Source organism: Streptococcus sp. AM43-2AT, from assembly GCF_003603405.1.
GTDB classification, from domain to species: Bacteria; Bacillota; Bacilli; order Lactobacillales; family Streptococcaceae; genus Streptococcus; species Streptococcus ilei.
This window is the reverse complement of the sequence record NZ_QTND01000001.1, coordinates 553,137-573,142: the sequence shown is the minus strand read 5'-3', so window position 1 is coordinate 573,142 and position 20,006 is coordinate 553,137. Positions and strand designations below refer to the sequence as shown.

Annotated in this window: 20 protein-coding genes, 2 pseudogenes and 1 other annotated feature; of the genes and pseudogenes, 18 read left to right on the top strand and 4 right to left on the bottom strand. The window is 44.7% G+C overall.

The window, feature by feature from the left end:
- Positions 1-4 precede the first annotated feature (4 nt).
- Positions 5-1,192 carry a glycerophosphodiester phosphodiesterase family protein gene (locus DW930_RS02875; protein WP_123159278.1) on the top strand — a complete coding sequence of 396 codons (1,188 nt, stop codon included), beginning with the start codon at positions 5-7 and terminating at the stop codon, positions 1,190-1,192.
- A 306-nt stretch (positions 1,193-1,498) separates the two neighbouring features.
- On the opposite strand, the pseudogene DW930_RS02870 reads toward DW930_RS02875, so the two are convergent.
- Positions 1,499-2,459, bottom strand: a pseudogene (locus DW930_RS02870) (adenosine deaminase family protein).
- 138 nt (positions 2,460-2,597) lie between these two features.
- Here DW930_RS02870 and yghU point away from each other — a divergent pair.
- The 8 genes from yghU (at position 2,598) to rfbB (ending at position 10,039) form a co-directional block, all read left to right on the top strand.
- Positions 2,598-3,386, top strand: coding sequence for a glutathione-dependent disulfide-bond oxidoreductase (gene yghU, locus DW930_RS02865; RefSeq protein WP_123159277.1), 789 nt, complete (start codon positions 2,598-2,600; stop codon positions 3,384-3,386).
- Positions 3,387-3,656: 270 nt separating this feature from the next.
- Entirely contained in the window at positions 3,657-4,346 is a 690-nt protein-coding gene (locus DW930_RS02860) for a tRNA (adenine(22)-N(1))-methyltransferase TrmK (protein WP_123159276.1), read from the top strand.
- Positions 4,333-5,130, top strand: a complete 798-nt coding sequence (locus DW930_RS02855) for a Nif3-like dinuclear metal center hexameric protein (RefSeq protein ID WP_123159275.1) — start codon at positions 4,333-4,335, stop codon at positions 5,128-5,130. Before DW930_RS02860 ends, DW930_RS02855 begins: the two co-directional genes overlap by 14 nt.
- Before the next feature lie 6 nt (positions 5,131-5,136).
- The gene (locus DW930_RS02850) at positions 5,137-6,246 is read left to right on the top strand and encodes an FAD-dependent oxidoreductase (protein ID WP_165851207.1); all 1,110 of its coding nucleotides are present in this window, start codon (positions 5,137-5,139) and stop codon (positions 6,244-6,246) included.
- A 164-nt stretch (positions 6,247-6,410) separates the two neighbouring features.
- Complete coding sequence (locus DW930_RS02845) at positions 6,411-7,235, top strand: ZIP family metal transporter (protein ID WP_123159273.1); 825 nt, start codon at positions 6,411-6,413, stop codon at positions 7,233-7,235.
- 92 nt (positions 7,236-7,327) lie between these two features.
- Positions 7,328-8,197 carry a glucose-1-phosphate thymidylyltransferase RfbA gene (rfbA, locus tag DW930_RS02840; protein ID WP_023026716.1) on the top strand — a complete coding sequence of 290 codons (870 nt, stop codon included), beginning with the start codon at positions 7,328-7,330 and terminating at the stop codon, positions 8,195-8,197.
- Positions 8,197-8,790, top strand: coding sequence for a dTDP-4-dehydrorhamnose 3,5-epimerase family protein (locus DW930_RS02835; RefSeq protein WP_006596503.1), 594 nt, complete (start codon positions 8,197-8,199; stop codon positions 8,788-8,790). The genes rfbA and DW930_RS02835 overlap by 1 nt, the downstream gene beginning before the upstream one ends.
- Positions 8,791-8,992: 202 nt before the next feature.
- Entirely contained in the window at positions 8,993-10,039 is a 1,047-nt protein-coding gene (gene rfbB / locus DW930_RS02830; protein ID WP_023026717.1) for a dTDP-glucose 4,6-dehydratase, read from the top strand.
- A gap of 231 nt (positions 10,040-10,270) precedes the next feature.
- Here the strand turns inward: rfbB and DW930_RS02825 are convergent, their stop codons facing one another.
- On the bottom strand, positions 10,271-10,669 hold the full coding sequence (locus DW930_RS02825) for a DUF6556 family protein (protein ID WP_042361050.1): 399 nt from the start codon (positions 10,667-10,669) through the stop codon (positions 10,271-10,273).
- A gap of 102 nt (positions 10,670-10,771) precedes the next feature.
- Positions 10,772-11,335, bottom strand: coding sequence for a hypothetical protein (locus DW930_RS02820; RefSeq protein WP_023026719.1), 564 nt, complete (start codon positions 11,333-11,335; stop codon positions 10,772-10,774).
- A 240-nt stretch (positions 11,336-11,575) separates the two neighbouring features.
- Here DW930_RS02820 and DW930_RS02815 point away from each other — a divergent pair, with 240 nt between their 5' ends.
- The 9 genes and pseudogenes from DW930_RS02815 to DW930_RS02775 form a co-directional block, all read left to right on the top strand.
- Complete coding sequence (locus tag DW930_RS02815; protein ID WP_023026720.1) at positions 11,576-12,718, top strand: cysteine desulfurase family protein; 1,143 nt, start codon at positions 11,576-11,578, stop codon at positions 12,716-12,718.
- 21 nt (positions 12,719-12,739) lie between these two features.
- Positions 12,740-13,960 (top strand): tRNA uracil 4-sulfurtransferase ThiI, encoded by a 1,221-nt coding sequence (thiI, locus tag DW930_RS02810; RefSeq protein ID WP_123159272.1) that lies wholly within the window; start codon positions 12,740-12,742, stop codon positions 13,958-13,960.
- 167 nt (positions 13,961-14,127) lie between these two features.
- Positions 14,128-14,214, top strand: a sequence feature (ribosomal protein L21 leader region).
- Between the two features lie 33 nt (positions 14,215-14,247).
- The gene (rplU, locus tag DW930_RS02805; protein WP_003007734.1) at positions 14,248-14,562 is read left to right on the top strand and encodes a 50S ribosomal protein L21; all 315 of its coding nucleotides are present in this window, start codon (positions 14,248-14,250) and stop codon (positions 14,560-14,562) included.
- A 15-nt stretch (positions 14,563-14,577) separates the two neighbouring features.
- Positions 14,578-14,922, top strand: coding sequence for a ribosomal-processing cysteine protease Prp (locus DW930_RS02800; protein ID WP_023026722.1), 345 nt, complete (start codon positions 14,578-14,580; stop codon positions 14,920-14,922).
- A 16-nt stretch (positions 14,923-14,938) separates the two neighbouring features.
- Positions 14,939-15,232: a 50S ribosomal protein L27 gene (rpmA, locus tag DW930_RS02795; RefSeq protein WP_003002805.1), complete on the top strand. Its 294-nt coding sequence runs from the start codon at positions 14,939-14,941 to the stop codon at positions 15,230-15,232.
- Between the two features lie 437 nt (positions 15,233-15,669).
- Positions 15,670-16,572, top strand: a complete 903-nt coding sequence (locus DW930_RS02790; RefSeq protein WP_023026724.1) for a LysR family transcriptional regulator — start codon at positions 15,670-15,672, stop codon at positions 16,570-16,572.
- 3 nt (positions 16,573-16,575) lie between these two features.
- Positions 16,576-17,037 (top strand): signal peptidase II, encoded by a 462-nt coding sequence (gene lspA, locus DW930_RS02785; RefSeq protein ID WP_123159271.1) that lies wholly within the window; start codon positions 16,576-16,578, stop codon positions 17,035-17,037.
- Entirely contained in the window at positions 17,027-17,917 is an 891-nt protein-coding gene (locus DW930_RS02780; protein WP_123159270.1) for an RluA family pseudouridine synthase, read from the top strand. The genes lspA and DW930_RS02780 overlap by 11 nt, the downstream gene beginning before the upstream one ends.
- A 208-nt stretch (positions 17,918-18,125) precedes the next feature.
- Positions 18,126-18,314, top strand: a pseudogene (locus DW930_RS02775) (pyrroline-5-carboxylate reductase dimerization domain-containing protein); the annotation flags it as partial.
- Positions 18,315-18,350: 36 nt separating this feature from the next.
- On the opposite strand, the gene DW930_RS02770 reads toward DW930_RS02775, so the two are convergent.
- Complete coding sequence (locus tag DW930_RS02770) at positions 18,351-19,874, bottom strand: ATP-binding cassette domain-containing protein (RefSeq protein ID WP_123159269.1); 1,524 nt, start codon at positions 19,872-19,874, stop codon at positions 18,351-18,353.
- Between the last annotated feature and the right edge of the window lie 132 nt (positions 19,875-20,006).

Sequence of the window (20,006 nt, the reverse complement as noted above, 5' to 3'; positions counted from 1 at the left end):
AGAGATGAGAAGGGGAGATAGAAAGGAAAATAGATCGCACAAACGGATCTATTCAGCCTTATTTGTATTAGGAACAGTAGTCATTCTTGGTTTTCTTGGTTTGTATATTAGCAAGCTAAGCATGATTTCGTCTGGTTTGTATCCAGTTGAAGAATCTTTGGTCCAAGCAGGCTATAAAAAAACATCGGATGGTTTCGAAAAGAAACAATCCAATGTCACCATTACAATTAAATGGAATAAAGAGAAAAAGCAATTTGATAAAAACCATTACCTTATTTCGACTCAGCAAGAAGCCAAATTATTGTCTTCTCAGTATGTGGATAAAGAAAGTTTAGAAGTGCTTACTAACGGGAAATTTTCAAACACCTTCGGATTTGTCCACTATACGGAGAACAAGAAAAAGAATTGGTTAAAGGATTCGCCAAGATTGGTTGCCCATGCAGGTGGTACCATACGTGAGAAAGAATACAATACTTTTTATACCAACTCCCTGGAAGCTTTGCAACAGAATTATGGTCTAGGGCATCGTTTGTTTGAAATGGATTTCTATTTAACTAGCGATCGTAAATTGGCGGCTGTCCATGACTGGCATCAATTTGGGAATAAAGATGGTGTTGCTCTTTCATCAGAGGAGTGGAAAAACTTCAAAGCCTATGGTTCTCCAGAGACACCAAGTCGCTTTACGACCATGCTGATTGGGGATGTTTTAGATCAGATGGTCATTAACTCTGATATGGTATTGATCACAGATACCAAATCGATGGAAATCCCTAAGGAAGATACTGTTACGCAATTCGAGCAAATTGTAACTGAAGCTAAAAATCGAGATGAGTCTCTATTGGATCGTGTGGTTCCACAAATCTACAATCAAGAGATGTTCGGGGAAATCGAAGCCATTTATCCTTTCCAACATATCATCTATACCTTATATTCTTCGCCAGATAGTGCAGAAGAGGTTATCGATTTTATTTCAAAACATAAGGAAATCGAGGCAGTGACGATTTCATTTGCTGATCCTCGCTTCAATCAGGATTTTATTGATGCTGTTCATCGACTGAATAAACGAATTTACATTCACACCGTTCATACTTATGATGATTTAACCAAGTATGCCAATGTAAATGTAGACGGTTTTTATACCGGTTTGCTAACTCCTAGAGACGTAGCATTGTATGAATCAGTTTCTAAATAAAAAAATACTAGCACTTTACAAAAGTGCTAGTTTTTGAATGTAAACAGACTTCTTTTGAATCAAATGCAAAAGAATATATTGGTGATTTTAGCGTGAGACAAGCGAATATTGGAACTTTCTGCTGTGAGAAAAGTGCCTGAAACAATAGTGTTTCAGGCACTCGGGAGTTTTGAAACGTTAGGTTCAAAACTAAGTCATGGAACTTCTCCGAAGTTCGCTGACGTCCGTACTCACCTAAGGAAAGTTTCCAATAAGTTTCTGTCTTCAACCTTAAGCCATTGCTTAATTAAATGCAAGCTAATATATTTATAAATAGTCCGCGTAAGCCTTTTCTAGTTTGGTTAGGAGTTCTTGTTTTTTCTCATCACTAGCAAAGGAAGCCTGGATGGCATCGACATTGTGCTGGTAAAAGTCAGCTGGCGTCGTATGGAAGTGGCGATGGTAGAGGGCATATTCCTTAGTGAGGTCGGTATCAGAGACGGTGCGGTTATCGGTGTTGATACTGATATGGGCTTGTGCTTCCTTCATCTTGAGGTAAGGGAAGTCCGCCACAGTGGCAGCTGCCTTGGTTTGAAGGTTACTGGTCAAGCAGAGTTCACCGGTGACCATTTCGTTTGATACCATAGGCCATGGATTGAGCGACGTTGGCTGGGCAGTGGCATTCGCCAGCGTGCAGGGTCATGGGCCTGTTGTAACTTTTGACCTGTTGGATGAGGGCAACAATGGCTTGTGGTGGATAGTGGTGCTCATCCCCAGCGAAGTCAAAGCCGACAAATTCCTGATCCCTAACTTGGTTGGCTTCTGCCAGGATACGAGAGGTGAGTTCTCGATCCGACTGGCGCATACCACAGACGAGGGCTTTTGCGACAATGCCAAATTCATCCTGTGCTTGGCGCAGTCCTTCACAGACAGCATCGATTGTTTCTGGGACAGTGAGTCCTTGATCCATGGACAATTCTGGGGCAAAACGAACCTCAATGTAGACGACATTTTCCAAAGCAGCTTGCTTGGCCACATCGTAAGCAGCAAGGGTCAAGGCTTCCTTGGTCTGAAGAAGAGGGCGAATGTAGTCAAAGGCCTCCAAATAGTCCAAAAGATTCTCACAGTGGGCAGGTGCAGTGACATAGTGCTTGAGCTCTTCATCACTAGCAGGAAGGTCAATATTGGCCATGGCTGCCAATTGGCGAATGGTCGGAAGAGACAAGGAACCGTCTAAGTGGCAGTGTAGTTCTGTCTTTGCCAAACTATGAAAGTCGATCGTGGACATGATTTTTCTCCTTCAAAATGTATTTTTTCTATACTATCATTTTGCCAAGAAAAGTCAAGTAAAGCCAGCGTAGCAGATTTTTGAAAGTAGCGTCTGGATTTGATATGCTAGTAGTAACATAGACAAAGGAGAAAAGAGATGTCAGATTATCAATTACCAGAAGTATGGGAAGCACCGAACCAAATGGGAGGAGCCTGGGGTGGCTTGAACCAACCAACAGCAGGTCCCCGCTTTGAACAAACTCTTCCAAAAGGCGACCAGCCTTTCCAACTCTATACCCTTCCAACTCCAAATGGTATCAAGGTGACCATTATGCTGGAGGAATTGAAAGAGCTGGGAGTGGAAGCTGGTTATGATGCTTTTCGGATTAAGATTGGCGAGGGAGATCAATTTGGCAGTGACTTTGTAGCCATCAATCCCAACTCAAAAATTCCAGCCATGTTGGATCAATCAGGCGACCAAGACATTCGGGTCTTTGAATCAGCCAATATTCTCTTGTATCTGGCTGAGAAATTTGGCAAATTGATCCCGACTGATCCAGCTAAACGGACAGAAGTGCTCAACTGGCTCTTCTGGCAGACAGGGGCTGCGCCATTTTTAGGTGGAGGCTTTGGCCATTTCTTCCACTATGCGCCTGAGAGAATCGAGTATGCCATCAACCGTTTTGCTATGGAAGCCAAACGTCAATTGGACCTACTGGACAAGGAATTGGCGACCAAACCTTATATTGCAGGAGATGACTACACCATTGCGGATATTGCCATCTGGTCTTGGTATGGCCGTCTAGCCCAAGACAAGGTCTGGGACCGTGCAGGAATTTTCTTAGATGTGAAGGAATACAAGCATTTGCAAGCTTGGACAGAGAAAATTGCCAATCGCCCAGCTGTAAAACGTGGCTTGGAAGTGGACTATAAGGAAATTGACTAAAGTCTAGTATCGGCTTGTTGAGGATGATAGCGAGAGTTTCCGCCGTGAGTATAGCACATGAAACGTAGAAGTTTCATGTGCCCGGAAGTTTTGAGACATTAGACTCAAAACTTAGTCATGGAACTTTGAAGAAGTTCGCTGACGTCCGGACTCACCTAAGGAAAGTCTAAAATAATACCTTTCCATAATAGACAAGGCGCCGTTGCGCCTTTTTTTAATGGTGTAAACATGGTATACTAAAGGGTGGAATAAAAGTTTAGAAAGTAGCACATGGAATTTACAAAATTATCAAATCGCTTGGACTTGGTGGCTAGCTTCGTCCCAGCTGGAGCGCGTCTGTTGGACGTGGGGAGTGACCATGCTTATCTGCCAATCGCCCTCTTACAAGAAGGAAAGATTGAGGCTGCTATTGCTGGTGAAGTTGTAGAGGGGCCTTATCAGTCTGCCCTCCAAAATGTCGCCGATAATGGCTTGGAGGACAAGATTGAGGTCCGTCTGGCCAATGGTTTAGCTGCCTTTGAACCAACAGATGGCATTTCCTGTATTACTATTGCAGGCATGGGAGGACGCTTGATTGCAGATATCTTAGCGGCAGGTCTAGAAAAATTAGCCAGTGTCTCTCGCTTGGTCCTCCAGCCCAATAATCGAGAGGATGAATTGCGGAGCTGGTTAGTAGACCATAATTTCCGTATTGTCGATGAAGCCATCTTGGAAGAAAATGAGAAGTTCTATGAGATGCTCGTGGTCGAACAGGGTTCTCAAGAGTTATCAGCTAAGGAACTACGCTTTGGTCCCTATTTGATGCGGGAACAAGCTCCAGCCTTTGTCCAAAAGTGGTCCAAGGAAGTGGAGAAATTAGCCTTTGCCTTGGAGCAGGTCCCTGTTGAGAATCAATCTGCCAGAGCATCGTTAGAAGAGCGCATCGCACAAATCAAGGAGGTTTTGCATGCTAGCAAGTGAAGTCATCAAACGCTATGAAGCATACTGTCCCCAGGAACTTTCCATGGAGGGAGATGTCCGTGGGCTACAGGTCGGCACCCTGCAAAAAGTCATCAAGAAGGTCATGGTAGCCTTAGATATCCGTGAGCAGACGGTGGCGGAAGCCATCGCCCATGGAGTGGACTTGATCATCGTCAAGCATGCGCCAATTTTCCGTCCTATCAAGGATTTGGTAGCCGATCGGGCTCAAAATCAGATCTATATTGACCTGATCAAGCACGATATCGCGGTCTATGTCAGCCATACCAATATTGACATTGTCCCAGATGGGCTCAACGATTGGTTCTGCCAGCTCTTGGACATTGAAGATACAGAGCCCCTCTGTATGACGGGAGAAGGGCTCGGAATTGGTCGCATCGGTCGGGTAGCTACTCAAACCTTTGGCCAGTTGGCTAGCAAGGTCAAAGAAACCTTTGGCTTAGATGCTTTGTGCTTGGTCAGTTATGATCAGAATGACCTGGATCGGGTCATCGAGCGAGTCGCTATCTGTGGAGGAAGTGGCCAGTCCTTTTACAAGGATGCTCTTGCTAAGGGGGCTGAGGTCTATATCACCGGAGATATCTACTACCACACGGCTCAAGACATGCTGAGCGATGGCCTCTTGGCCTTGGATCCAGGACACCATATCGAAGTTCTTTTTGTGTCAAAATTAGTAGAAAAGCTCAATCAGTGGAAGGCTGAAGAAGCGTGGGAGATTGAAGTGATTGGCAGTCAAGCCAGCACCAATCCTTTTTACCATATCTAAGGGGTCATGATGAAAGTTGCCATTATCGGTGCAGGGATCGTGGGGTCCACTGCAGCCTATTATTTATCCAAAGAAGCACAAGTGGATGTGACCGTCTATGACCATGGAGTCGGCCAAGCGACTAAGGCGGCTGCAGGCATTATCAGTCCTTGGTTTTCCAAGCGGCGGAATAAGGCCTGGTATCGCCTCGCTCGTCTGGGAGCTGATTTTTACCAAGAATTGGTAGAGGACCTGGCCAAGGACGGAATTAAAACAGATTTTTACCAGCAGACCGGTGTCTATCTCCTCAAGAAAAAGGAGGACAAATTAGACGAACTCTATCAGTTGGCGATGAGCCGTCGGGAAGAATCTCCCTTGATTGGAGACTTGGCGATTTTAACCAAAGAAGAGGTGGCCCAGCAATTCCCAGGTCTAAATGGTTTTGAACAGCTCCTTTATGCATCAGGTGGAGCTCATGTTGAAGGAGCGCTTCTCACGGAAACTCTCCTTAAAGCCAGTGGGGCAAGGGTGATCAAAGAAGAGGTTGCACTCTCGGTCTCAGATAATGGCTATCAGATAGCAGGAGAGAATTATGACCAAGTCATCCTAGCAACAGGAGCCTGGTTGGGGCAAATCCTAGAGCCACTTGGCTACCAAGTTGATGTCCGTCCCCAAAAAGGACAGTTGCGGGATTATCAGTTAGACTTAGATACAGACAACTATCCTGTGGTCATGCCAGAAGGGGAACTGGATATCATTCCCTTCCAAAAAGGCAAGATCAGTATGGGAGCCACCCATGAGAATGAAATGGGCTTTGACCTAAGTGTGGACCAAGCTCTGCTGAACCAGATGGAAGAAGAGGCCTTGACCTACTATCCGGAACTGGCTCAAGCGGCAGTCATGGGGGAGCGCGTGGGAACTCGGGCCTATACTAGTGACTTTTCACCCTTTTGGGGAGCCGTTCCCGATCAAGCAGGCCTCTATGTGGCGAGTGGTCTGGGATCGTCTGGTCTTACAACGGGCCCCCTCATTGGTTGGCATCTAGCCCAACTAGTGGCAGGAGGAGACTTGCGTTTGGATCCAGCGGATTATCCAGTTATACAATATGTGAAGAAGAGAGTGGTACAAAATTCTTAGCCTCTCAATTGTCTACTGTGCGGAGGTGGGACGAAGCAATCGAATTCTAACGAATGACCGATTTCTGTCCCACTCTCTTTTTTTCGAAATAGCTTCCTTAATTCAGATAAAAATAGTAGAATAGAAAAGGCTTATATACTATTTAATAAAAAGTAGGAGTTGTTATGAATTGGTTTCAATCACAATCCGTGGTCTTGCAGGCCTTTATCGCAGGATTGTTTACATGGGGCTGTACCATCATAGGGTCAGCGATCGTCTTTTTCTTCAAGCATATTAGTCGCAAATTACTGGACATCATGATGGGCTTTGCGGCGGGCGTTATGATTGCGGCTTCCTTTTGGTCGCTCTTGCAACCCTCGATTGAGTATGCGGAAAACTCTTATGGGAGCTTGGCTTGGTTTCCGGCTGCGATCGGTTTCTTAGCTGGAGGATTTTTCCTCCGCTTGATTGATGCTGTTGTCCCTCACCTTCATATGAGTAAGGAGATTGAAGAGGCTGAGAGTATCCATACGCCGCGGGAAAAGAAGTTGTCTAAAACAACCCTACTCTTTCTCGCTATTACCATCCACAATTTCCCAGAGGGCTTGGCGGTCGGAGTGGCCTTCGGAGCTCTGGCTAGCAATCCAAGTCCAGAAGCCTTTATCGGGGCGGTTGGTCTAGCTATTGGGATTGGTTTGCAGAATATCCCAGAAGGGGCTGCTCTTTCGATCCCGATCCGGACGGATGGCAAATCCCGTCTCAATGCCTTTTATTGGGGCTCCATGTCGGCCATCGTGGAGCCAGTAGGGGCACTGCTAGGAGCAGTAGCCGTTTTATCTATAACAGCCATCCTACCATATGCCCTCTCTTTTGCAGCAGGTGCTATGATCTTTGTAGTGGTTGAAGAATTGATCCCAGATTCGCAGACCAATGGCAACACAGACGTTGCAACCCTCGGGCTCATGGTTGGCTTTGTCATTATGATGATCCTAGACGTCGCTCTTGGATAACCTGTCATCACCTTGTAACATGTGAACAAGGTGACTTTTTTATATAAACATGATAAAATAGGAGTAATGAATACGTAGAAAGGCCTAACATTATGAAAGGTATTATTTTAGCCGGTGGTTCGGGTACTCGTTTGTATCCTTTGACTCGTGCCGCTTCCAAACAGTTGATGCCCATTTATGACAAGCCAATGATTTACTACCCATTGTCAACCCTTATGTTGGCAGGGATCAAAGACATCTTGATTATCTCAACTCCTCAAGACCTTCCTCGTTTTGAAGAGCTTCTTGGAGATGGTTCTGAACTTGGGATTTCCCTCTCTTATGCAGAGCAACCAAGCCCAGATGGCTTGGCACAAGCCTTTATCATTGGAGAAGACTTTATCGGGGATGATCATGTTGCCCTTGTTCTTGGAGATAATATCTTCCACGGAAATGGCTTAACCAAGATGTTGCAAAGGGCTGAAGCAAAAGAAAAAGGGGCAACTGTCTTTGGTTACCAAGTTAAAGATCCAGAACGCTTCGGTGTGGTAGAGTTTGATGATGATATGAATGCCATCTCTATCGAAGAAAAACCAGAACATCCAAAATCAAACTTTGCGGTGACAGGACTTTACTTCTATGACAATGATGTCGTAGAGATTGCTAAAAACATCAAACCAAGTCCTCGTGGCGAGCTTGAAATCACAGATGTCAACAAGGCTTATTTGGAGCGTGGAGATCTCTCTGTTGAGCTCATGGGCCGTGGTTTTGCTTGGTTGGATACAGGAACTCATGAAAGTCTCTTGCAGGCTTCTCAATATATTGAGACTGTTCAACGCTTGCAAAACGTCCAAGTTGCCAACCTTGAAGAAATCGCCTATCGCATGGGTTATATCACCAAAGAACAAGTTCATGAATTGGCGCAACCGCTGAAGAAAAATGAATACGGACAATACTTGCTCCGTTTGATTGGAGAAGCTTAATGACAGAACAATTTTTCGGAAAAGAATTAGCAGCCCGCAAGATTGAAGCCATCCCAGGCTTGTTGGAGTTTGATATTCCAGTCCATGGGGACAACCGTGGCTGGTTCAAGGAAAACTTCCAAAAAGAAAAAATGCTTCCTCTTGGATTTCCTGAAAGCTTCTTTGCGGAAGGCAAGTTGCAAAACAACGTTTCTTTCTCACGCAAGCATGTTTTACGTGGTCTGCATGCAGAACCTTGGGACAAGTACATTTCTGTGGCAGATGAAGGAAAGGTTCTTGGCACTTGGGTAGACCTTCGTGAAGGTGAAACATTTGGGAACACCTATCAAACTGTGATCGATGCCTCTAAAGGGATTTTTGTTCCTCGTGGCGTAGCCAATGGTTTCCAAGTTTTGTCTGACAAAGTAGCCTACAGCTATTTGGTCAATGACTACTGGGCATTGGAGCTCAAGCCAAAATATGCTTTTGTCAACTATGCAGACCCAAGCCTAGACATCCAATGGGAAAACTTGGAAGAAGCAGAAGTCTCAGAAGCAGACAAGAACCACCCATTGCTCAAAGACGTCAAACCCCTAAAAGCAGAAGATTTGTAAAAATGAACCTTGCAGAGCAGTATCGCGACTGCAAGTAGCCTGGTGGGATCGTTCCTGCCCTAGTGGAAACAAGATTGCCGTAGGGAATCTTGTAGGGAAATCCGAAGACTTCGGCTCCGGATTTAGCCATGAAACCAAAGGGTTGCTGGCGTCCCTCACTAGCGAAAGGAACAATCAAAACTAAAAACTATTTGGAGAAAAAATGACTGAATACAAAAACATCATCGTAACCGGTGGCGCTGGTTTCATCGGTTCAAACTTCGTACACTATGTCTACAACAACCATCCAGACGTGCATGTGACTGTCCTTGACAAACTCACTTACGCAGGTAACCGTGCCAACATCGAAGAAATCCTTGGGGATCGTGTTGAATTGGTTGTGGGGGATATTGCTGATGCAGCATTGGTGGACCAATTGGCTGCTAAGGCTGATGCCATTGTTCACTATGCAGCTGAAAGCCACAATGACAATTCATTGAATGACCCATCACCATTTATCCACACCAACTTCATTGGTACATACACACTTTTGGAAGCGGCTCGCAAGTACGATATTCGTTTCCACCACGTGTCAACAGACGAAGTGTATGGGGACCTTCCATTGCGTGAAGATCTTCCTGGACATGGTGAAGGTCCTGGTGAAAAATTTACTGCTGAAACCAAATACAACCCATCATCCCCTTATTCATCAACCAAGGCTGCTTCAGACTTGATCGTTAAGGCTTGGGTACGTTCCTTTGGTGTCAAGGCAACGATTTCCAACTGTTCAAACAACTACGGGCCATACCAACACATCGAGAAATTCATCCCACGTCAAATCACCAATATCTTGTCAGGAATCAAACCAAAACTTTATGGTGAAGGGAAAAACGTCCGTGACTGGATCCACACCAACGATCACTCAACAGGTGTTTGGGCTATTCTTACCAAGGGCCGTATCGGTGAAACTTACTTGATCGGTGCTGACGGTGAAAAGAACAACAAGGAAGTACTTGAGCTCATCCTTGAAAAAATGGGTCAACCAAAAGATGCTTACGACCGTGTGACAGACCGTGCTGGTCACGATTTGCGCTATGCTATTGATTCAACAAAATTGCGTGAAGAATTGGGTTGGGAACCACAATTCACAAACTTCGAAGCCGGTTTGGAAGAAACCATCAAGTGGTATACAGACAACCAAGACTGGTGGAAGGCTGAAAAAGAAGCTGTCGAAGCCAACTACGCAAAAACACAAGAAGTCATCAAATAAAAATAAGCCTCTGTTGATCAGGATTTCTGGTTAACTGAGGCTTTTCTATTATAGAAACGAGGCTGGGACAAAAGTCCTAGCCTCTCAATTGTCTTTGGATTGTCGAGCAAGGCGCAGTGGTTGAGTGGGCTCTACTACGCTGATTTCATCAGCTTTTATAGCCTTACTCAACCGTGCGGAGGTGGGACGACGAAATCGAATTCTAACGAATGACCGATTTCTGTCCCACTCTCAATTAGCAGATGATTCGGTATCAGTAGCAGAAGGTGTTGTTTCTGCAGGAGCTTCACTGGCACTGGTTTCTACCTGTGATGAATCAGTTTGTTCAGAGCTTGCATCGGATGCTTGGCTACTGGTAGCACTGATATCCGTCCCTGTAGCACTTGAATCAGTAGCAGATCCATCCTTTTCATGGACAACAACAACGCTAGTAGAGCTATCTTTTTTCTCCTCTGTCTTAGTCGTTGGTTTCATGATACTGTAAATGGTAAAGGAAGTAACGATAATCCCGAGAAGACTAGCAATCGTTGCGACAATCATCTGGAATAAAGAAAGGCTCTGTTTCACTTTTTCGCTTCTAGATGGTTTGTTGCTGTCTTGGTGTTTTTCTTTTCGTGAGTATTGTGACATAATCTGTTTCCTCTTCATTTCATATTTGGTTCTTTTATGTGAACACTTTAGTCATTATACGTTATTTTTATGAAAATGTCTAAGAAGAAATGAAAGAGGTTTTTAAAATTTCAAATTGCTTCCAAACTGGACGCTTTGAGTCTCGCTTGCCTCAGAGGACGTTTCAAAGTTTGCCTGTCCTTTTTCAGAGACGGAAATTGGTTGGTTTGTTTGACTAGGCTGGCTGATGATTTCATGGTTACTAAAACTAGAGGAGTCATTAGGAGAGATAAACTGGCCATTCGCCTGAATCTCTATCTTGTTTGGATCCGGGATAGAGTAGTCAATCTTACCCTTGAATTCCTTGGTTTTTGAAATCACTTTTACATCTTTGACACGGATGATACGACGGAACCAGCCATTGTATTCGACCAAGCATTTGAATTCGATGTGGCTATCGGATTCACCAGGGATTGGTTGGATAAGGCTCATTTCGCGGAGACTGCCTTCATCTTCCCTAAAGTAAGGTGGCTTCTCCAAGGGCTGTTGTAGGTCACACTGTCCTTTACCGTGACAGGCTAGTTGGGCAGAAGGGAGGGCAAATGGAAGTGGTGGTAGGACAGAGAGCAGTCCTCCAAGAGCAAGACTTCCAGCTAGGGCAATGGAAAAATAGATCGGTCGTTTCATGCTTGTCTCCTTTTATCATCTTTCGAGACCAGTTCAGTGGTTGGACAACTGTTTTAAAAGCCAGAACTTGGTTTTGTAAGCGTTTTACAAAACACTCCATCTTCATCATAAGCTATTTTGAGAAATTTACAAGTTTTCTGTCTGAAACTAGGAACAAAATGAAGCCTGCCAAATCCTTGTCCCTCCAACCTATAAATGTTACAATAAGATGATTGAAAATTGACTAGGAGAGAGTGGAAGATGATTTACTTTGATAATTCAGCAACAACCAAACCTTATCCAGAGGCCTTGGCTACCTACACGGAAGTCGCAAGCAAAATATGGGGAAATCCATCTAGCTTGCACAACTTGGGAAGTCAAGCGACTCGGATCTTGGAGGCATCTCGCAAGCAGATTGCTTCCCTCCTAGGCAAGAAAGCAGAAGAAATCTTTTTCACCTCGGGTGGGACAGAAGGGGACAACTGGGCGATCAAGGGAGTTGCTTTTGAAAAAGCTCCTTACGGGAAGCACATGATTGTCTCAGCTATTGAGCACCCGGCTGTGAAGGAATCAGCCCTCTGGCTACAAGGTCAAGGATTTGAGGTGGATATTGCGCCAGTTGATGCGCGTGGCTTCGTCCAAGTGGAAGAGTTGGAAAAACTCTTGCGTCCGGATACAACCCTCGTTTCGATCATGGCAGTGAATAACGAAGTAGGTTCTATCCAGCCTATTCAAGCCATTGCGGATCTATTGGCGGATCGTCCGACCATCACCTTCCACGTCGATGGGGTTCAGGCTCTTGCTAAGATTTCAACTGCTCTCTACTTACCAGATCGGGTGGATTTAGCGACCTTCTCCAGTCACAAGTTCCATGGACTTCGTGGGGTTGGCTTTCTCTACCTCAAAGAAGGTAAAAAGATCAGTCCCCTCTTAACAGGCGGCGGACAAGAAAAGGACTTTCGTTCGACGACGGAGAACTTAGCTGGAATTGCTGCGACTGCCAAGGCCTTGCGCTTGGCGATGGAGCGTCAAGAGGACTTTGAGCACAAGTGCCATCAGTTAAAAGAAGTCATTCGTGAGGAATTGGCTCACTATCCAGATGTGACGGTCTTCTCTGGAGATGAGGGCTTTGCGCCTCATATCTTGACCTTCGGTATCAAGGGAGTGCGAGGAGAAGTCATCGTCCATGCTTTTGAAGAGTATGAGATTTATATATCGACAACCTCTGCCTGCTCTTCCAAGGCTGGCAAACCAGCTGGAACCTTGATCGCCATGGGAGTAGACAAGGCTCTGGCGCAAACAGCTGTCCGTCTCAGTCTAGATCTCGAAAATGATATGAGTCAAGTCGAGCAATTTTTGACCAAGTTCAAACTGATCTATGAAAAGACGCGAAAGGTGCGTTAAGGAAAAGAAAAGGAAGTAACTATGCCATTAACTTATTCAGAAATTATGATCCGCTACGGGGAGCTTTCTACTAAAGGAAAGAACCGGATGCGCTTCATCAATAAATTGCGCAATAATATCTCAGATGTTTTGTCCATTTACCCAGCTGTCAAAGTGACAGCCGATCGGGACCGTGCTCATGCTTATCTAAATGGAACGGATTACGAACCAGTGGCGGAATCTCTTAAACAGGTCTTCGGGATTCAAAACTTTTCACCAGTCTACAAGATTGAAAAATCAGTCCCAGCCTTGGTTTCAGCCGTTCAAGAAATCATGCAGGAGATTTACCAGGAAGGGATGACCTTCAAGATTTCCAGCAAGCGGAGTGACCATTCTTTTGAACTGGATAGCCGAGAACTCAACCAAACCTTGGGTGGTGCTGTCTTTGAAGCCATTCCAACCATTAAGGCCCAAATGAAAAAACCGGATATCAACCTGCAAGTCGAAATCCGGGAAGAAGCAGCCTATATTTCTTATGAAACCATTAAGGGAGCAGGTGGTCTGCCAGTTGGGACATCTGGTAAAGGCATGCTCATGCTATCTGGTGGGATTGACTCTCCGGTAGCGGGTTACCTAGCCTTGAAGCGGGGTGTGGATATCGAAGCGGTCCATTTTGCTAGCCCACCTTATACCAGTCCTGGCGCGCTGAAAAAAGCCCACGATTTAACTCGAAAATTGACCAAGTTTGGGGGCAATATCCAGTTTATCGAAGTACCATTTACTGAGATTCAAGAAGAGATCAAGGCAAAGGCACCAGAAGCCTACCTCATGACCTTGACTCGTCGCTTTATGATGCGGATCACAGATCGCATCCGTCAAATTCGTGGTGGCCTAGTCATCATCAATGGGGAAAGTCTTGGTCAGGTTGCCAGCCAAACGCTAGAGAGCATGCAGGCTATCAATGCCGTGACCAATACGCCCGTCATCCGTCCAGTGGTGACCATGGACAAGTTGGAGATTATTGACATCGCCCAGGCCATCGATACCTTTGAAATCTCTATCCAGCCTTTCGAAGATTGCTGTACCATCTTTGCTCCGGATCGTCCAAAGACTAATCCAAAACTCAAAAATGCAGAGCAGTATGAGCAACGTATGGACGTGGAAGCCTTGGTGGAGCGGGCTGTCGCAGGTATTATCGTAACAGAGATCATGCCTCAAGCAGAAGCAGATGAAGTCGATGAGCTGATTGAGGATTTGTTGTAAGATCTAGTAAAATTGCTTGAAGAGTCAGCGAGACCAATCGATGAAAATGGGGAAAACGCTTGTTTTCCTCAATTTTTATCATTAAATGATGAAAATCCGTTTTCAAGAGACAAAAATGCTTGTCTTTGTCTGATAGAAGTGATATACTTAGAGAGTTGACTATGCACATGCCTGTGCAACCGCTCGATCATCGTCGCTCATCCTTTGAGCTTAAGTGGTTCGTCCCACGATGCTAGGCGAGTCTTCACAAAATACGGGGAAACCCAAAAATACATAGGAGGTGCATAATGAGCACATACGCAATCATTAAAACTGGCGGAAAACAAGTTAAAGTTGAAGTTGGTCAAGCAGTCTACGTTGAAAAATTGAACGTTGAAGCTGGTCAAGAAGTTACATTTAACGAAGTTGTTCTTGTTGGTGGTGAAAACACTGTTGTCGGAACTCCACTTGTTTCAGGAGCTACTGTTGTTGGAACTGTTGAAAAACAAGGAAAACAAAAGAAAGTTGTTACTTACAAGTACAAACCTAAAAAAGGTAGCCACCGTAAACAAGGTCACCGTCAACCTTACACTAAAGTTGTCATCAACGCAATCAACGCTTAATTTTTAGGAGAACACATGATACAAGCAGTCTTTGAACGAGCCGAAGATGGCGAGCTGAGGAGTGCAGAAATCACTGGGCACGCTGGAAGTGGCGAATACGGCTTTGATGTCGTGTGTGCATCGGTTTCTACGCTTGCCATTAACTTTGTCAACTCTGTTGAGAAATTTGCAGGCTATGAACCGGAACTAGAATTAAACGAAGAAGAGGGTGGCTTCATGCGGGTAACAATCCCGACAGACATTCCACCTCACCAAAGAGAAATGACCCAACTATTCTTTGAATCATTTTTCTTAGGGATGGCAAACTTATCGGAGAACTCATCCGAGTTCGTCCAAACAAGAGTTATCACAGAAAACTAACTGGAGGAAAACAATTATGTTGAAATTGAATCTTGCTAACTTGCAACTTTTCGCCCACAAAAAAGGTGGAGGTTCTACATCAAACGGACGTGATTCACAAGCAAAACGTCTTGGAGCTAAAGCAGCTGATGGACAAACTGTAACAGGTGGATCTATCCTTTACCGTCAACGCGGTACTCACATCTACCCAGGTGTGAACGTTGGACGTGGTGGAGACGATACTTTGTTCGCTAAAGTTGAAGGCGTAGTACGCTTCGAACGCAAAGGTCGCGATAAGAAACAAGTTTCTGTTTACCCAATCGCAAAATAATTTGTATTCAAAAACTCTCTGATCAATCAGAGAGTTTTTTTATGATATGTGTCAATTATTAGTTGATTATTTGATCTCTAATATTTCTTTTTATACTTTATAGATCATAGAAAAAAACGTTTTAAAACTTTCCTTAGGTGAGTACGGACGTCAGCGAACTTCTACGAAGTTCCATGACTTAGTTTTGAACCTAAGGTTTCAAAACTCCCGAATGCTTGAAACGCCACTGTTTCAAGCATTTTTCTCACGCCGGAAAGTTTGAAAATTTGCTTGAGTAGCTTCATAGATTAGAAATTATTTAATGCTTAACAGTTTCCTTATCATTTTTACGAGCATTAATTCAACTCCTAGTAGATCTCTTTCGATTGAAACCTCTCAACTTTTTTCATCCTCTAGATTATGGTATAATGGAGTGATATTGTTAGAAGGAAGAAGACATGAATATTCAACAGTTACGCTATGTTGTCGCGATTGCCAATAGTGGTACTTTTCGTGAAGCAGCTGAAAAAATGTACGTGAGTCAGCCGAGTCTGTCAATCTCGGTGAGAGACTTGGAAAAGGAACTGGGCTTTAAGATTTTCCGTCGGACTAGTTCAGGGACTTTCTTGACCCGTCGTGGAATGGAATTTTATGAAAAAGCCCAAGAATTGGTTAAGGGCTTTGATGTTTTTCAAAACCAGTATGCCAATCCTGAGGAAGAAAAGAAGGAATTCTCGATCTCGAGTCAGCACTATGATTTCCTTCCTCCTTTGATTACCCAATTCTCTGTTCTTTACCCTGAGAATAAAAACTTCCGGATATTTGAGTCGACCACGGTTCAAATCTTGGATGAAGTGGCTCAAGGGCACAGTGAATTAGGGATTATCTACCTCAACAAGCAAAATACCAAAGGAATCATGCAACGGGTGGATAAATTGGGCTTAGAAGTGATTGACCTCATTCCTTTCCAGACTCATATCTATTTGCGCAAGGACCATCCATTGGCTCAGAAAGAATTTCTGGTCATGGAGGATTTGGCTCACTTGCCGACCGTTCGCTTTACCCAGGAAAAGGATGAGTATCTCTACTATTCGGAGAACTTCGTCGATACCAGTGGTAGCTCGCAGCTCTTCAATGTGACAGACCGAGCGACCCTGAATGGGATCCTAGAGCGGACCAACGCCTATGCGACTGGTTCTGGCTTTTTGGATAGCCAATCGGTGAATGGCATTACTGTTATTCCCTTGATCGATGATTTGGATAATAAAATGGTCTATGTCAAACGGGAAGAGGTGGATCTCTCACCAGTGGCTGAGAAGTTTGTCCAAGTTATGGAAGTCTACTTTGATGAGAAGAGGTAGGACATGAAGAGAAAAGTAAGTATTTTTATCAGTATCCTCCTCTTGATTGTCTTGGACCAAGCTGTTAAGTGGTATGTGGTCAAGGAAATCCCACTGGGGGGCATGCGTTCATTCATTCCCAAAGTTGTCAGCCTGACCTATCTCAAGAACTCAGGTGCTGCCTTTTCCATGCTAGAAAACCAACAGTGGTTCTTTACCATCATTACCATCATAGCGATGGGGGCAGCCTTTGTCTACCTTTATCGTCACATCAAAGGTTCCCTCTGGCTCTTGTTGGGGTTGACCTTGATTATCTCAGGAGGAATTGGCAACTTTATTGACCGGGTTCATCAGGGCTTTGTCGTCGATATGTTTCACTTGGATTTTATGAATTTTGCCATTTTTAATGTAGCAGATATCTATTTAACCGTTGGTGTGGGATTGTTACTGATCCATATCTTAAGAGAGGAGAGCCATGGAAGTTAGAGTGGAAGTCGCTGGAGCGCGACTGGATAAGGCCGTCTCAGAGTTGACTGAACTCTCACGTGGCTTGGCCAATGAGCAAATCAAGGAAGGAAAGATTCTTGTCAACGGTCAAGTCAAAAAGGCTAAGTATACCGTAAAAGTAGGGGATGTTATCAGCTATGAAGTTCCTCAAGTTGAAGAAGTGACCTATGAGGCAGAAGATATTCCTTTGGAGATCGTCTATCAGGATGCGGATGTCGCAGTGGTCAATAAACCCCAGGGCATGGTGGTCCATCCTAGTGCCGGTCACACCAGTGGAACTCTGGTCAATGCCCTCATGTATCACATCAAAGACTTGTCAGGGATCAATGGCGAACTTCGTCCGGGTATCGTCCATCGGATTGACAAGGACACCTCTGGCCTCCTCATGGTGGCTAAGAACGATGCAGCCCATGTAGCACTGGCAGACGAGCTTAAGGCTAAGAAATCCCTGCGCAAGTATTGGGCCATTGTCCATGGTAATTTACCTAATGATCGGGGTGTCATTGAGGCGCCGATTGGGCGAAGTGACAAAGACCGCAAGAAGCAAGCTGTGACAGCTAAAGGGAAACCAGCCCTGACCCGTTTCCATGTCTTGGAACGCTTCGGGGATTATAGCTTGGTCGAGCTACAATTGGAAACAGGACGTACCCACCAGATCCGGGTTCATATGGCCTACATTGGTCATCCGGTCGCTGGTGATGAGGTTTATGGACCTCGCAAGACTTTGAAAGGCCATGGCCAGTTCCTCCATGCTAAGACCCTGGGCTTTACCCATCCACGGACGGGAGAAGTCCTGGAGTTTTCAGTGGAGGTACCGGAAATTTTCCAAGAAACCTTAGAGAAGCTTCGTCAAGGATAAGCCTATCATCATAAAAACGAGTTTAACTCTTGTGGTTCAAACTCGTTTTTTTGTGGGCAAACAGGGGTTCCCCCTGGTCCGCTCTTAGTATTTTTTAAGGCTTTCATGGTATAATGTTACAATCGAATACTCTGGAGAATGAATGGATGAAGAATAAGCGAATTGTGTTCAAAGTGGGGACCTCTTCCCTAACCAATCAAGATGGGAGCTTATCTCGGAGCAAGGTCAAGGCCATCACCCAGCCTGCCTAAGGGATGCGGTTTGTAGTCCAGGCGGCTCTACCATCGCAGGAGTCAACCGCTTGGAACAAGTCGGCTTACGGGGTGACATTATTGCAGGAGTCGAAGCAGCATACAAACGCACCCAAGAAATGGGACAAGAGGCAACGAAAAAATAGAGAAAAAAAGATTGGTTTTTGCCAATCTTTTTTACGTTAGAGCGATTCTATCTCTACTAAACCATTTTCAGTCAGACGATAGATTTTTTGGCAGACTTCTTTGAGGAAGGTCCGATCGTGGGAGACTGTAACCAATCCTCCTGGGTAGTCTGCGAATAGGCGTCGAATTTCTGGTTGGGAAGTGGGGGAAAAATTACGAGTAGGCTCGTCCAAAAGCAGAAATTGGGGACTTGTGAGTACTAATTGAAGGAGGAAGAGTTTTCCTTGCTGGCCACCAGAAAGTTCAGAGATAGGATGGTGCATTTCAGAATAAGTAAAGTTGAGGGAGGCTAAATGCAATTGAATGGTATTGATTTCTTCGCGATCGCCTGAATGCTGTAGAAATTGAACCGGCGTATGAGTCAGCGGGAGGAGTTCAGTGTAATCTTGAGGCATATAGGCAGTGCGGATACTCTCATTCTTCTGTAAAATCTCCCAGATCATTTTTAGGAAAGTGGATTTTCCAACACCGTTGGAACCAATAATTCCTATCTTATCCTGCCCTTGAAGAGTGAGGGAGAGGTTCTTGACTAGGACACGATCCCCAATTGTGATCTCTTCTTGATCTAGGAGAAGGACACGTTTTTGAGGAGACAAGGGAGTAAGGGAAGGGAAATGCAGATTAATGATTTCCTCATCATAGGGTTGGGAAGTCATGGCTTGGAATTCTCGCTCATAGCGCTTTTCCTGTGAGAGGAGAGACTTCATTTTCTTTGCTAGGAGACGTCCAGCAGTACTATCTTTGGTATTTCGTAAGGAGGTTTCGACTTGCTGGCGGACGCGACGGTGTTTCTCCATTGTTTTTTTGTAGGCTCGTTGATCATTGGCAGCTTGCTGAGACTGTTGCTTAAATTGCTGTTCCCTCTGGCTACTGTAGTCTTGATAGCCTAGGTGCTCCACGATGGTTTCAGCCTCCTTGCGGTGTTTGATCTGTCTTAAGTGTATGATCGTATCCGCCGTCTGAGTCAAGAAATCCTCATGATGGGAAATAAATAGAATGGTTTGGGGGCTTGTTTGGATCATCTGCTGAAGCCAGTCCAGGGTCTCTAAATCTAGATCGTTTGAGGGTTCATCTAAAAATAGCAATTCATGAGGACGACAAAGTTCGTGAAGAAGTTGGACCTTGAGGGCTTCTCCTCCAGATAGACTTCCGATGGTTTGATCGCTTGCAAAGCGGTCGCTATTAAAATGCAATTGATCAGCCAGTCTGTAGAGGCTGGCATAGTCTAGCTCGTCCTCTCCAAAAAAATATTCTCCCAAAGTTTTTCCCTTCAATGCTTCCGGCAAAGACTGGGGAATATAGGTATAGGAGTGAAAGGAAGTGGTGATTTCTCCTTCTATGGTCAGATAATCTGGTAGAGATTTTGGGGACATGAGGACCTGAAGTAAGGAAGATTTTCCATTCCCTTCTTCGCCAATAATAGCAACTTTTTCTCCTTCATGTATGGTTAGGGACAGATTACGTACTAGATCGCGTAAATCTTTTGTATGGCGGATAGTGAGGTGGGATAGTTTTAGCATAAGATTCCTTTCTACTGGGACAAAAAACAGCTCTACCTATTTAGTAGAGCTGTATTCAAGCGGAACCCAAGTAGAAAAAGACCTAATTTAGCCAACAAAAGGTTGGAGAATAGGCGAGAGGGTACACAAAAA